At 41.8% G+C, this 12,445-nt stretch carries 15 protein-coding genes; 12 read left to right on the forward strand and 3 right to left on the reverse strand.

Annotated elements, in window-relative coordinates; genetic code table 11:
* The first annotated feature begins 351 nt into the window (after positions 1-351).
* The gene (locus AX660_RS11850) at positions 352-1,635 is read left to right on the forward strand and encodes a DEAD/DEAH box helicase (RefSeq protein ID WP_068376796.1); all 1,284 of its coding nucleotides are present in this window, start codon (positions 352-354) and stop codon (positions 1,633-1,635) included.
* 203 nt (positions 1,636-1,838) lie between these two features.
* The gene (locus AX660_RS11855; RefSeq protein WP_068376799.1) at positions 1,839-2,111 is read left to right on the forward strand and encodes a hypothetical protein; all 273 of its coding nucleotides are present in this window, start codon (positions 1,839-1,841) and stop codon (positions 2,109-2,111) included.
* Between the two features lie 34 nt (positions 2,112-2,145).
* On the opposite strand, the gene AX660_RS11860 is transcribed toward AX660_RS11855, so the two are convergent.
* Positions 2,146-2,580, reverse strand: coding sequence for a secondary thiamine-phosphate synthase enzyme YjbQ (locus AX660_RS11860; RefSeq protein WP_068376804.1), 435 nt, complete (start codon positions 2,578-2,580; stop codon positions 2,146-2,148).
* 226 nt (positions 2,581-2,806) lie between these two features.
* On the opposite strand from AX660_RS11860, the gene AX660_RS11865 reads away from it, so the two are divergent.
* Entirely contained in the window at positions 2,807-3,052 is a 246-nt protein-coding gene (locus tag AX660_RS11865) for a DUF1289 domain-containing protein (RefSeq protein WP_068376807.1), read from the forward strand.
* Positions 3,053-3,071: 19 nt separating this feature from the next.
* On the opposite strand, the gene AX660_RS11870 is transcribed toward AX660_RS11865, so the two are convergent.
* Positions 3,072-3,971: an alpha/beta fold hydrolase gene (locus AX660_RS11870; protein ID WP_235594724.1), complete on the reverse strand. Its 900-nt coding sequence runs from the start codon at positions 3,969-3,971 to the stop codon at positions 3,072-3,074.
* Between the two features lie 131 nt (positions 3,972-4,102).
* On the opposite strand from AX660_RS11870, the gene AX660_RS11875 reads away from it, so the two are divergent.
* The 3 genes from AX660_RS11875 to AX660_RS11885 all read left to right on the forward strand — a co-directional run bounded on the left by AX660_RS11875 (position 4,103) and on the right by AX660_RS11885 (position 6,723).
* On the forward strand, positions 4,103-4,969 hold the full coding sequence (locus tag AX660_RS11875) for an HDOD domain-containing protein (protein ID WP_235594725.1): 867 nt from the start codon (positions 4,103-4,105) through the stop codon (positions 4,967-4,969).
* A 132-nt stretch (positions 4,970-5,101) separates the two neighbouring features.
* Complete coding sequence (locus tag AX660_RS11880) at positions 5,102-5,893, forward strand: DUF481 domain-containing protein (RefSeq protein WP_082768858.1); 792 nt, start codon at positions 5,102-5,104, stop codon at positions 5,891-5,893.
* A 77-nt stretch (positions 5,894-5,970) separates the two neighbouring features.
* On the forward strand, positions 5,971-6,723 hold the full coding sequence (locus tag AX660_RS11885; protein ID WP_068376813.1) for a DUF481 domain-containing protein: 753 nt from the start codon (positions 5,971-5,973) through the stop codon (positions 6,721-6,723).
* A gap of 524 nt (positions 6,724-7,247) precedes the next feature.
* Here the strand turns inward: AX660_RS11885 and cadR are convergent.
* Complete coding sequence (gene cadR / locus AX660_RS11890) at positions 7,248-7,637, reverse strand: Cd(II)/Pb(II)-responsive transcriptional regulator (RefSeq protein ID WP_068376816.1); 390 nt, start codon at positions 7,635-7,637, stop codon at positions 7,248-7,250.
* 81 nt (positions 7,638-7,718) lie between these two features.
* Between cadR and AX660_RS11895 the strand changes: the two genes are divergently transcribed.
* From AX660_RS11895 to AX660_RS11920, 6 genes are all read left to right on the forward strand, one after another.
* Complete coding sequence (locus AX660_RS11895; protein ID WP_068376819.1) at positions 7,719-8,354, forward strand: cation transporter; 636 nt, start codon at positions 7,719-7,721, stop codon at positions 8,352-8,354.
* Positions 8,351-8,710 (forward strand): DUF3703 domain-containing protein, encoded by a 360-nt coding sequence (locus AX660_RS11900; protein ID WP_068376821.1) that lies wholly within the window; start codon positions 8,351-8,353, stop codon positions 8,708-8,710. The genes AX660_RS11895 and AX660_RS11900 overlap by 4 nt, the downstream gene beginning before the upstream one ends.
* Complete coding sequence (locus AX660_RS11905; RefSeq protein ID WP_068376824.1) at positions 8,703-9,581, forward strand: cation diffusion facilitator family transporter; 879 nt, start codon at positions 8,703-8,705, stop codon at positions 9,579-9,581. Before AX660_RS11900 ends, AX660_RS11905 begins: the two co-directional genes overlap by 8 nt.
* A gap of 87 nt (positions 9,582-9,668) precedes the next feature.
* On the forward strand, positions 9,669-10,064 hold the full coding sequence (locus tag AX660_RS11910; RefSeq protein ID WP_068376828.1) for a hypothetical protein: 396 nt from the start codon (positions 9,669-9,671) through the stop codon (positions 10,062-10,064).
* Positions 10,065-10,135: 71 nt separating this feature from the next.
* The gene (locus AX660_RS11915; RefSeq protein ID WP_201027436.1) at positions 10,136-11,458 is read left to right on the forward strand and encodes a TolC family protein; all 1,323 of its coding nucleotides are present in this window, start codon (positions 10,136-10,138) and stop codon (positions 11,456-11,458) included.
* Positions 11,455-12,393, forward strand: coding sequence for an efflux RND transporter periplasmic adaptor subunit (locus tag AX660_RS11920; protein ID WP_068376832.1), 939 nt, complete (start codon positions 11,455-11,457; stop codon positions 12,391-12,393). Before AX660_RS11915 ends, AX660_RS11920 begins: the two co-directional genes overlap by 4 nt.
* Positions 12,394-12,445: the final 52 nt, after the last annotated feature.

Here is a 12,445-nt window from a genome sequence, read left to right on the forward strand (position 1 = left end):
AAAACAAAGTGAGAGCCATTCAATTTATTTAACAGGAAAGGAAAAGGCGATTTTTAAGCAAATCTGATTATACCTGTATAAAAAATCAGCAAGTGCTTAGGGTAAATGATAATGACTGTTTTGTCTGATCTCCTGCCAGTCACGTTTGATTCATCGTATGCCGAGTATTTGCGCTTTGTAGCTCTTTAGATTACGGGCTGCAATTACCTAAACTCCCCCTGAATAGTCACCACTAGAGATTCACAATAGTCATCGAAAATATTGCCAATAGATCTCAATCATTTGAATTACAATGAGAACTTGCATAATTTCGTCACAAAAAATCTCAATCAAACCAAGGAGCGTATAACCATGTCATTTAGTGTTTTAGGCTTGGGTGATGAGTTGTTAAAAACCCTTGTCGAACAAGGTTACACCCAGCCAACTCCCATACAGATTGAGGCGATTCCGGCGGTGCTAAGTCAGCGTGATGTGATGGCAGTGGCGCACACTGGCACGGGTAAAACGGCGGCTTTTGCGCTGCCGATGTTGCAGCTATTGTCTGGCGGTTTAAGTCCAAAACCACAATCTGTGCGTGCCTTAGTTATTACTCCCACTCGCGAGTTAGCTGCGCAGGTTGCCAGCAGTGTACAAACTTACAGCCAGCAAATGAATACTCGCTGTGGTACGGCGTTTGGTGGCGTGCGCATAGAGCCGCAAATAGCTCAGTTACAAGTAGGTGTAGATGTGCTGGTTGCCACACCAGGCCGTTTGCTTGATCTTTACCAGCAGCAGGCACTTAACTTTACACAGCTTGAGATCTTAGTTTTGGATGAGGCGGATCGCATGCTGGAATTAGGCTTTATTGACGATATCCGGCGCATTCAGTCGTTACTGCCCAAACAACGTCAGACCCTGATGTTTTCAGCCACCTTTTCTGAGCAAATCAAATCTCTTGCCAAAGGCATGTTAAATAATCCACTTTTGATTGAAGTGGCTGCTACCACCCGCTCTCTAGATAGCATCAAACAACTGATTCATCCGGTAGATAAAAAACGTAAGAGTGAGTTATTGATCCACCTGCTTAAACAGCACAAGTGGTCTCAAGCATTGGTGTTTAGTGGTACTAAACATGGCGCGGATAGTTTGGTAATCCAGCTAGAAAATGCCGGCATTAGTGCTGTATCCATCCATGCCAACCGAACCCAACATGCTCGTACTCATGCTCTTGATGACTTCAAAAACGGTGATGTTAACGTATTAGTTGCTACCGATATTGCCGCTCGGGGCATTGATATTAATCAACTACCTTGTGTGTTTAACTTCGATTTGCCTTATGTAGCAGAAGATTATGTGCATCGTATTGGCCGCACGGGGCGTGCTGGCAGTTCGGGTTTAGCGATTTCATTTTTTAGTGAAGATGAAACTAAACAGTTACTGGCGATTGAACGTTTAATTGGCCATAAGTTTACACATGAAAGCATCCCAGGGTTTGCGCCTTCTACTAACACTAAAACCAGCGCCGCCCCAAAACTCTCTCCAAGTAAAAAACCAGTAGCCCCAGCTGATGATGACGAATATGGTAATTTCGAGCCAGATCCTAAATCCCAATACAAAGGTCAATCCCAAAAACCTCGAGGTCGCAGAAGTCGCTAATTTACGTTTCACCCTGTTCTTTGGGCGTATGCCTATTAATAATTTTACTTAGTAAAGTGCTACATGTTAGGTAATTTAAATGGTCGTATTGCTTGCAATTTACTGATATTAGGTTAGGTTGGTATCGATCTTTAAAACAGAGGGCTTGGGTTTACTGAGACTTCTACATAATCTGTTGATATGTTTACTAAGAAGGTCCCTTTATGTCTGTCAAAATTAATCACTACGCTCAACCCATTGAAACTAACATTAGAACGTGTATTGAAGCTGGTTTTATAGAGCTTTTTATTGGTCTTATTTGTGCGGCATTTGCCTATTTTACTTACAATGAATCCTTGGTTTTATTTGTGTCTACGGCCCTGATCGCTGTAGTCTGTTTTGGACTGACTCTCTTTAACCTTTATGGGGTTATCGATCATTTTAGATCGCAAAGACAGCAACAAGCTCTGCAAAACACGCTTAAAAGTGACGAATAAATTAACCTAACATCGAGTTGCTAGCCTCTATTTACTAGTAACTCGCTTCTGCCTTACCTTGAATTGTCACAACCACTGTCCTCGCGCCACCATGATTACGGTGTTCACACAAATAGATGCCCTGCCAAATACCCATATTTAATCTGCCGTTAGTGATAGGAATAGTCACGTTTGAACCTAATATGCTGCTTTTAAGATGGGCAGGCATATCATCACTGCCCTCATCTAAATGTTGATAATAAGGCTCATTTTCTGGCACTGCGTGATTAAAAAAACGCTCAAAATCACCACGCACCGTGGGGTCGGCATTTTCATTAATGGTTAAAGAGGCCGACGTATGCTTAATAAATACTTGGATCAAACCTACTGATACCGAACGCAACTCGGGCAACTGGCGCACAATTTCATCGCTGATTAAATGAAAACCTCGAGGTTTAGCTTTGAGTGTTAGCTCTGTTTGATACCACATGTTAATTCCTCACTCTGTATCAGAAAATTAAAGCTGAATATTATGCGGCATGAACAGTTGAATGGCTATGAGGCTTGAATCCGTGCGATTTATCATCAGAGGTGTTACTGAGCCCAGTGGATTATGATTATACTCAGTACACGCTATGTAAGTTACATTCGACTCTGACCTTGCTTTGTTATTTAATAACTTACTGCATCTTGTGTTTATCGTTTTGAGGTGGGCTTTGAAACAAATTGAAATCTTTGAAATAACCAGCCCCTGCATTGGTGTATGCCAATCGGGTCCGTCTGGTTATTGCTTAGGTTGTTTCCGCTCACGGGATGAACGTTTACATTGGACTAAGTTAGATCAGGATGTGCAAAGCAAGATCATCAAAGTCTGCGCCATCCGCAAAAAACGCCTAGCCACAACTAAACAAAAACCAGCTAACGAGCCAAAAAAACCACTGCAAAACGATTTTTTTGATTAAGCCAAATAACCTTACTTTTTCATTCGCAGCTTTTTGCCAAGTTGATAATTTGCATGACAACATCCTGCTGAATTTCGACGGGAATAGTATGCCCCATACCTTGATAGCTCAGAAACTTAGCTTGAGGTATGGCCTTAGCTGTGGCGATACCACAGTCTAAGGGCAATAAAGGGTCGAGGCTTCCATGGATAACTAAGCTTGGGATCTTCAGCTTGGCTAAGTCGATAGTGCGATCGGGCGAGGCTAAAATAGCCGCCAATTGTCGACTAATGCCCTGACCATTAACCCCACGTTGCCATGACAACTGTAGTAGCTCACTTATCTTTTTTGCATCAAAAGGAAAGTGATCTGCATGCAGAATCCGCCAAATATTTAAACCACGTTTAACATAGTCTTCGGCATTTTTTGCAGGCGTGGTTAGGAGCTTTAACAACGTACTATTTTTGGCCCTTGGCAAAGCTCGATTACCGGTAGTAGACATAATCGACGTCAGGCTGATGACACGTTGTGGAGCCTGAATTGCCAGGATTTGAGCAATCATGCCGCCCATAGAAGCCCCTACAATATGGGCACGTGGGATGTTTAATGCATCCATTAAACCCAAGGTGTCGGCGGCCATGTCACTTAGCTGATAGGCACTTTGGAGTTTTTTACCTGTCAGTATATTGAGTAAAAAAGCCAAACCACTGGGTGGATTGAGCTGAGTCATATGGGTACTTTTACCAATGTCTCTATTATCAAAACGCAGTACCCAAAAGCCCTGCTGAGCAAGTTGTCGACAAATATCGCTGTCCCAAAATATCATCTGAGTTGCCAAACCCATGATTAAAATAATAGCGGGATGAGCAGGGTCACCAAAGCTGTCATAGTTCAATTTGATATTGTTGCTCGCGATCTGCTGCTCGCTGATATACTGCATCGTGTTAATCCCTAACTTACTCATTGAGTGTGTGGCGATGCACAACAGCATATCAATCTTTATACCGGTTAATCGATAAAGAAACTCTCATTTATCACACCTTCTGTTTATACTACTTCCCATGTCTCATTATGCCTTATCAGAATATGCTGACCATTAACCCAAAAAATGTAGCCAAAATCGCCAGTCAGTCTTTTGTTTTACCGGATATATGTATACGCATCCGTGAAATGTTAGACAACGATAACGCCAGCATTGAAGATATCGGTGACTTGATAGCCTTGGATCCATCCCTCTCGTCTAAGTTACTCAAACTAGCCAATTCGTCACTATTTCGATTTGAATCGCAGATTGATACCTTAAGTAAAGCGATTAGTGTGATAGGCGGCGAGGCCTTGTATAACCTGGTGATGGCAGAAACCGCCAGTTCAGCTTTTGAGCATTTTAGTAGCGATGTGATTAACTTAAACCGTTTTTGGCTACAAAGTGTCTATGCTGGTTTAGTCGCCAAACATCTCGCCAAAATTGCCAAGGTACGTGGCAGTGAACGTTTTTTTGTTTTGGGTTTATTGCATAACCTAGGTGAATTGTTAGTTGCGGTACAGGCTCCAGATTTGGCGATTGAATGCAGTAATTTTAGTGAAACTGTCAGTCCCTGGAAACGTCAACAACAAGTGCTTGGATTTAATTACGCCAGTTGTAGTGCCGAACTCATGCAAGCATGGCGTTTACCTTCACAGCTATATATACCGGTGATGCACATACATGATGAAAATAAAGCATTAAAAGATAAAGAAATTGCCATTATTTACTGTGCTGTCAGAGCCAGTATTGCCATGGCCACTGACGGAATGTATACGACTAATCAATTGATCCCACCGCTAGTATTAAGCTCCTTAAAATTAGAAACCTACGATGTCAACGCTGCGGTTAAATTTGCTCTCATGGAAGCGGACAATATTATTAGCATCATGCAACCAAAACCCAAAAAACGTTAATTAATGCACCTGTAAACCAAATAAAATCGGCTTTTTAGCCGCTCTAGGCATTTTTAACTTTGCACATTTATTCCATATGCCGATACAATGCCTTTTTGTTGTTAAAGTCGTTGTGAAGCACCTTATTTTGTAATGAAAAAAATTCTCCTGTTAATCTTATTGGTATCCAGTAGCTGCCATGCTCAGATCAATATAATGCGCTCATTATATATGGCCGAAAAACCGGGTTATGCAGTAGGCCAGGATAATGAAATGTCGATGATAGGTGAGTTTGGTTTGGTCGTTTCAGCAGGCAATACCAATACCTCCACCATGACCGCCAAGATCAATACCAGTCAAGAATTAAAGTACTGGAGTTATCAGATTATCAGTGACCTGCTCTACAAACGCAGTACAACAGTAGTGAATGGTGAAGATGTAAAAGCCACCTCCGCGCAAAAAATGTTTTTGTCTGGTCAATTTGATTACAAACTAGAAGATCCCAGCAACCGGATTTTTATTTATGGTGAATACGAAGATAAACGTTTTAGCGGCTTTGATTATCAAACTTCTGTGGCGGCCGGTTGGACCTCAAGATTATGGCGCGACGACATCAGTGAATTAAAATACAGCGTTGGCCCTGGTTATACAGTGTCTAAGTATGAAGCTAAAAAAAACCTAGCTGATTTACAAGGTTTGATTGTCAGGGCAGCCTTTGAATATAAACATAAATTTAGCAAACAGGCGACCTTCAGACAGTTTGTCAGTGCCGAAGCCGCGACCTTTGCAACTAAAACCAAATCAGAAACGTCTTTGTCAGCAAAACTCAATGGCTCATTAGCCATGAAGCTTACTTTTGTGATGAATCATGACTCTGGTGTGGGTGAAGACAGAGATGAACTTGATACCGAAACCGCAGTAACCTTGGTTTATCAATTTTTTTAATCTCGTCTTTGGCGTAAGATCCCATTAACGCCATCAGCCTAACGAAACAATTTCTACATTTTCAATAAGGATTTAACATGCAAAAAACATTATTAATAATCGGACTTTGCGCTTCAAGCACCGTATTTGCTGCCGACGAAGTCAAGCCCTTAACCATGGACGGAGAATTTGGTTTTATCTCCACCACAGGTAATACCGAAACCACCTCTTTTAAAGGCAAGTTGGCTGCCCATCAAGAACTAGAGATGTGGAGTAATGACTTTGTATTAGAAAGTTTATACAAAAAAGATGATGTGAATGGTGAGTCTAAAACTACCGCACAAAAATACTTTATGTCAGGCCAAGGTAACTACAAACTAAATAATCCAGATCATCGTTTGTTTGGTTTCGCTTCGTATGAAGATGATAAATTTAGCAGCTATGATTATCAGGCAACACTTGCCGCGGGTTGGCAACAAAAGCTGTGGGAAACCAAAACTAGCAAATTTAACTACAGTATCGGTCCGGGTTATTCGTTTAGAAAAAACCGCGATACCCTTGATGCCGATGGTAATGTAGTTGCAGGTGAAACTGATAATGGCGCCATTGTCAGGGGAGCCTTGGATTACCAATGGAAAATCTCTGATACAGCCACTTTCAAACAACTGTTTTCAACGGAAGTGGGTAGCGACAATACGAAATCTAAATCTGAGACTTCAGTGTCAGCGCAAATTAATGGTTCACTGTCGTTAAAAGTATCATTAATTATGGATCACAACTCAGAAGTTGCCGCCACTAAAGAAAACCTCGACACTCAAACTGCCGTGACTGTGGTGTATACCTTTTTCTAAACCCAAGGGTTTGAACAAAACAAAACCGACATTGTTCGAGTATATAGTAAAAAATATGTACATTCGCGAGTGAGTGAGTGAAAGACCTTTTATAATAAGGCTTTTAGTATGTTCCATTAATGTACACACTATGTATATTAAGTGTGTACGTTTTTTAAAAATCATCGTATTTAACTATCCATCTAATATTTTATATGGCTATTTACATTATAGGGGTGAGGGTCGGCTTTGAGCGATCAACGGTCATTCGGCCAATCGTAGTCGTCCGGCCGCTTTTCCCAAGGTAGCAGACGCATCTATTTATTGTCTAATGTCAGCTTCAAGCGAATTGTGAGTCATCAATTTATAATTGATGACGATTGGCAGTGCTAAGAAAGTACGCAACTATATAGTTGATTAGTATTGATGAGTGCTTGCCATATATGGAATTAAGGAAGAAAACTATGTATTAGTAACTTTACCTAATCTGAACCATGATGAAACCGTAGGAAAGTTTAAAACTATAAGACTGATAGATATGAGTATTACTCTTCAAGCAACTGCAATACCCCACACTCTTTAACTTTTCTATTATCTGTGCATGCCGAGGCCATCTCAGATAGGGTAAGCTTCAGCTCTTGAAGCTCTGCAATGCGATGTGTGACGTCAACCATATGTTGATGGATCAAGTTGTTCACACTAGAACAACTTTTATCGGGATTATTTTTTGTATCCAATAACTGTTTAATTTCAATTATAGTCAATCCTAAAGATCGGCATTGTTTAATGAATTGCAATGTCCTTAACGATGAGGCGTCGTAAATTCTGTAGTTGCCTTCACTGCGATTGCAAGCTTCCAACAAATCCTGTTTTTCATAAAAGCGGATCGTCTGAATAGAACACCCACTCTTTTTTGATAGCTCACCTATTTTCATAAACATGCCTTTGTGCAGTTGACTCTATACTTGGTATAGACTTTACACTGTGGCTACGGTATTTGGAATAAGAGTTAAAAAATGAGTGGTTGCGGTTGCGAAGTAGAAATCAAAAATTCGTCACAAAAGCGCATTTTGTATTGGCTCCTAGGCATCAATGCGACGATGTTTTTTATAGAGATAACTATAGGTATATTGGCTGATTCCACCGCTTTGATAGCAGACTCGCTGGACATGCTGGCAGACGCAACTGTGTACGGCATAGGTATATATGCTGTAGGCAAATCTTTGCTTCACAAAGCCAACGCTGCTCAAATCAGTGGCTACTTTCAGTTATTGCTGGGCGTGATCATTCTCATTGATATTACCAGAAGGTTATTTTTGGGCAGTGAGCCTATCTCATCACTAATGATAGGAATGGGATTCATTGCACTAATTGCAAACGTCGCTTGCTTGATAATTATTCGTAATCATAAAAATGACGAAGTACATATGCGAGCCAGCTGGATTTTTTCAGCCAACGATGTCATCGCCAACATGGGTGTCATCATCGCTGGTATTCTGGTGGTATGGCTTGATAGCCGTATACCCGATATTGTCATAGGTTGTATCGTATCAATAGTCGTACTACGCGGGGCATGGATGATCCTAAAAGACGCAAAGCAGGAATTGCTTAACAATGAACTGTCTAAAGACAATGTGAGAAGCTCCCTATGAAATACAACCAAGCTGTTAAGCCGCATATCGACTCCAAATTGACGGACTACTCGGGCGCAATGTCAAATAACAATGAAAAACAAGCATTTTCTGCACTAGAGGACGCACATGTAATTGGTCAGCACTCTACTTATTATCATTGTTTAATTCATTGTAAAATGCTGCAACATGGTCTTCGAAACAAAGATTGGAGAGCCGTTTTTGGACAAGTAATAAGAATAATTGGTGCTGCAACCAAAACCGCTATCGGCCTTGTACCCAAAGGGAACACAGGTGGCACGAATATCAGTCCATTCAAACGACTACCGGTAAGTGCTGAAAATCAAGCTATATTGGACAAAATCAACGATGCATAACCACAGTCACAGTGATAACAGCGCATCAAAACGCATTGGCTGGGCATTTTTCTTGAATGTCGTATTCACTATCATTGAATTTATAGGCGGATGGCTGACAAACAGCACGGCTATAATGGCCGATGCAGTGCATGACTTGGGCGATAGTTTATCCATTGGCACTGCTTGGGGCTTAAATAAACTCAGTGATAAAGAAGCAAACAATACATTTTCTTATGGCTACAAACGCTTCTCTCTTCTTGGTGCATTGATCAACGGGTTAGTGTTAACGACTGGCTCAATATGGATCTTATTCGAAGCTATCCCTAGGCTTTCAGCACCCGAAATGCCACAGGTGGAAGGCATGTTGTTGCTGTCAATTTTTGGCATCGCCGTAAATGGTTTTGCCGCGTATAAACTCAGCGAAGGGAATTCTTTAAACGAGCGTATCTTAAACTGGCACTTGTTAGAGGATGTATTGGGTTGGGTGGCAGTGCTGATCGTATCGATTGTGCTGATGTTCAAGTCATGGGCGATCTTGGATCCCATTTTATCTATTGGCTTTACATTATTCATTTTATTCAATGTCGTCAGAAATCTAAAAGAAACCTTATTGTTATTCTTGCAAGCCACGCCAGATATTACTCAGATGGAGGAAGTGCGTAAAGTGCTCATGTCAAACGCTGATGTGGCGGATATACATCATTTTCATATTTGGTCGTTGGACGGTGAACATAGCGTCATGACCGTACATGTGGCGTTGAAAAAAGATGTTTCTGTTTCTCAATTGAGAACACTCAAAGACGAACTTCGCCACGGACTTGATGAGTTTGATTTTGTGCACACTACCATTGAAATTGAATTTGCCAATGAAGATTGTCGAGATGAGTAATGTTAGGATTGAAATACTTTGTTGCGGTTGGTCGATTGGTCTTAGTTCGATAAGCTGTTAACATAAAAATGATGAGAGTAGATAGATATGTTTAGTGTGAGGGTGGCAAGTTACCTGTTGATTTCGCTGATTTTGTTTCAGTCGTTTTCGGCTGTCGCCAATTCCTTGGATTTTCATGCTATCGACTCGCAACATCTAAGCGAAATACACGAACATCAAGCGGGAGATAACACCGCTTCTGCGAATACGCATGTTCAATTACAATCTAACGAACAAGCCGATACTAATAACGTCACCGTAGATATTTCTCACAATCCCGCTGATTGCCACCACTGTGGTCATTGTCACGGAACCCATGCCCAATGGCTTGGAAACATCAATGGTATCGAACTCGATGCTGTTACCACCCATCACGGTTTCTATTACTTATCAAAAGTAATAGATGCACCGGTCACACAATTATTACGCCCACCTAAAGCATAACCCTGAACTAATCAAACACCGTTCGCCAACAGTTTGGCGATATACATTTTTGATAATTTAGGAATAAAACAATGATGAATATTTCATTGAATCGCCCTGTGCGTGTGCACGCTTGGGTGGTTTCCACGATGCTTGTCCTTTTGACAACACACACCGTGGTAGTAGCACAAACAAACAGTATCACCAATGGCGAAATGACGTTGCAAAGCGCCATACAGCAAACATTAACAAATTCGCCAGAATTGCATGAGTTCACATACAAGCAAGAGGCGATAGAAGGGGAAATTAAAACAGCTTCGCTCAAACCTGCTCTCAATGCAGGCATTGAAGTGGAAAACTTTTTAGGAACAGGTGAGGTCTCCGGCATTAAAGGCTCGGAGTTAACTCTCACATTGTCATCGGTAATTGAATTGGGCAATAAACTCAACTCACGTAAGGCGTTTGCTAAAGCGCAATTCACCTTAGTCGAAGCGCAAAAACAAGTGCACACTTTGGATGTATTGGCTGAAGTGACACGTCGCTACATCGATGTATTGGCGCAACAAGCACTAATTGACGCGCAACAAGAGGCAGAAACTCTTGCTCGATATACCTATCAAGCTGTTACAAAGCGTGTGGATGCAGGAGCATCTCCGGTATTTGAACAGCAACGCGCTGAAGCAGCACTGGCAAGAGCCAGACTGGATGTGGTGACGGCACAGCAAACTAAGCAAGCCATGATAAATAGTCTGGCGATTATGTGGGGGGAACAATATCCCACTTTTACCGATGTAGCGGGTGACTTATTTGCGCTGCAATCGTCACCATCTTTAACCGTGCTTTTCAACACCCTATTGGGCAGTCCCAATCTCGATGTCTATACGCAAGAAGCGAGATTACAGGCATCCCAAGTACGTCTGACCCAAGCAGCCAATCAGTCGGATTTAAGCTGGACAGCCGGAATCAGGCGCATGAATGGTATAGATGAAACAGCCTTTATAGCGGGAGTCAGTATGCCGTTATTTGCCGGTGAGCGAAATATTGGAGAGTACGAAAAACAGCGAGCAATTCAGGCACAACTGGAGCAACAAAAAGAGTCAGCGACTCAAAGTCTATACCATCAGCTAAATATGGCATTGATGGTCAGAAATAATGCGTTGCTCAATGTGCAGACACTACAAAATTCTATTATCCCACCCTTAGTTCAAGCGCTCGAATTGGTAGAGCAAGCCTATATCAATGGACGATTCAGCTACCTTGAATGGGTGAGTACACGTCATGAATTGCTCAATGCCAAACAAGCCCTAATTCAATCAGCGAAGCAAGCTCATCAACGGGGCGCAGATATCGAATCACTGACTGCACAGCCCCTTGTGGATACGATCAACACCTCTTTTTCGAGAAAAACAAAATGAACAAAAAAATAGTAATCAAGAAGCAAAACACTATGTTAGTTTTCATTTTTTGCAGTGCGCTGGGATTTTTTTCAAGCACCACAATACAAGCATCAGAGGATGCACATGGCAATGTAGAAACCCATGAGGATGAACTCGTGCTCATGTCTGATAGCATGGCGCAAAAAATGGATGTAATGACGCAAAGTGTTCAAGCTGGAAGCCTTAATATTACCATCTTGGTCTACGGAAATATCGTAACCGACCCTGCTTCACTGAGTCATGTTCGTGCACGATTCGACGGCATGGTAACCAAGGTCAATGCAAATTTAGGTAACAAAGTTAAAAAAGGCGAGACACTGGCGGTTGTAGAATCCAATGAAAGCCTCAAAAGTTATCCTGTTACAGCCCCGTTTTCAGGCACGGTGATTGCCAGACATGCCAATGAAGGCGAGTTATCCAATGGTCAAGTGTTATTTTCAATCGCAAACTATGATGACGTGTGGGCACAACTTAAAATCTTCCCTCAACAGCTATCAGATATTGCAGAGCAGCAACCCGTTCAGCTTAGCCTGTCAGGGGCAGCGTTAGACACCACTATCCAACATATTTTGCCCTCACCCGATGAAAAGCCTTATGTCTTGGCATATGCCAAAATAGCTAATACCTCAGGTCGATGGCCGGTCGGTGCAGCTATTAAAGGGCTTATAACAATCAACAAACTTGATGTCGCCATGATGGTGCCTAAAACGTCGATTCAAGAGTTTGAGGGGGCTTCTGTCGTGTTTGTCAAAGAAGGTGACGAATACCGTCCTGTGCCCGTTACCTTAGGTCTACAAGACAGCTTCAATATCGAAGTGTTATCAGGTCTGCACATTGCAGATGTGATTGTCAGCCAGAATAGTTATCTATTTAAAGCCGATTTGGAAAAGTCGGAGGCTGGTCATGATCATTAATAACTTAATGCCATCTACATGGTTAGACGTCTCGGTATTTGGGGGGCTAACA

The sequence above is a fragment of the Paraglaciecola hydrolytica genome, assembly GCF_001565895.1.
Lineage (GTDB): Bacteria > Pseudomonadota > Gammaproteobacteria > Enterobacterales > Alteromonadaceae > Paraglaciecola > Paraglaciecola hydrolytica.

Excerpts from the sequence above, each read along its gene's own strand:
- AX660_RS11860 (WP_068376804.1), bottom strand. The coding sequence starts at position 2,580 with ATGTGGTATCAAACAGAGCTAACACTCAAAGCTAAACCTCGAGGTTTT.
- AX660_RS11855 (WP_068376799.1), top strand. The coding sequence starts at position 1,839 with ATGTCTGTCAAAATTAATCACTACGCTCAACCCATTGAAACTAACATT.
- AX660_RS11915 (WP_201027436.1), top strand. The coding sequence starts at position 10,136 with ATGATGAATATTTCATTGAATCGCCCTGTGCGTGTGCACGCTTGGGTG.
- AX660_RS11880 (WP_082768858.1), top strand. The coding sequence starts at position 5,102 with ATGAAAAAAATTCTCCTGTTAATCTTATTGGTATCCAGTAGCTGCCAT.
- AX660_RS11870 (WP_235594724.1), bottom strand. The coding sequence starts at position 3,971 with ATGCAGTATATCAGCGAGCAGCAGATCGCGAGCAACAATATCAAATTG.
- AX660_RS11885 (WP_068376813.1), top strand. The coding sequence starts at position 5,971 with ATGCAAAAAACATTATTAATAATCGGACTTTGCGCTTCAAGCACCGTA.
- AX660_RS11850 (WP_068376796.1), top strand. The coding sequence starts at position 352 with ATGTCATTTAGTGTTTTAGGCTTGGGTGATGAGTTGTTAAAAACCCTT.
- AX660_RS11920 (WP_068376832.1), top strand. The coding sequence starts at position 11,455 with ATGAACAAAAAAATAGTAATCAAGAAGCAAAACACTATGTTAGTTTTC.
- AX660_RS11875 (WP_235594725.1), top strand. The coding sequence starts at position 4,103 with ATGCCTTATCAGAATATGCTGACCATTAACCCAAAAAATGTAGCCAAA.
- AX660_RS11895 (WP_068376819.1), top strand. The coding sequence starts at position 7,719 with ATGAGTGGTTGCGGTTGCGAAGTAGAAATCAAAAATTCGTCACAAAAG.
- cadR (WP_068376816.1), bottom strand. The coding sequence starts at position 7,637 with ATGAAAATAGGTGAGCTATCAAAAAAGAGTGGGTGTTCTATTCAGACG.
- AX660_RS11910 (WP_068376828.1), top strand. The coding sequence starts at position 9,669 with ATGTTTAGTGTGAGGGTGGCAAGTTACCTGTTGATTTCGCTGATTTTG.
- AX660_RS11900 (WP_068376821.1), top strand. The coding sequence starts at position 8,351 with ATGAAATACAACCAAGCTGTTAAGCCGCATATCGACTCCAAATTGACG.
- AX660_RS11905 (WP_068376824.1), top strand. The coding sequence starts at position 8,703 with ATGCATAACCACAGTCACAGTGATAACAGCGCATCAAAACGCATTGGC.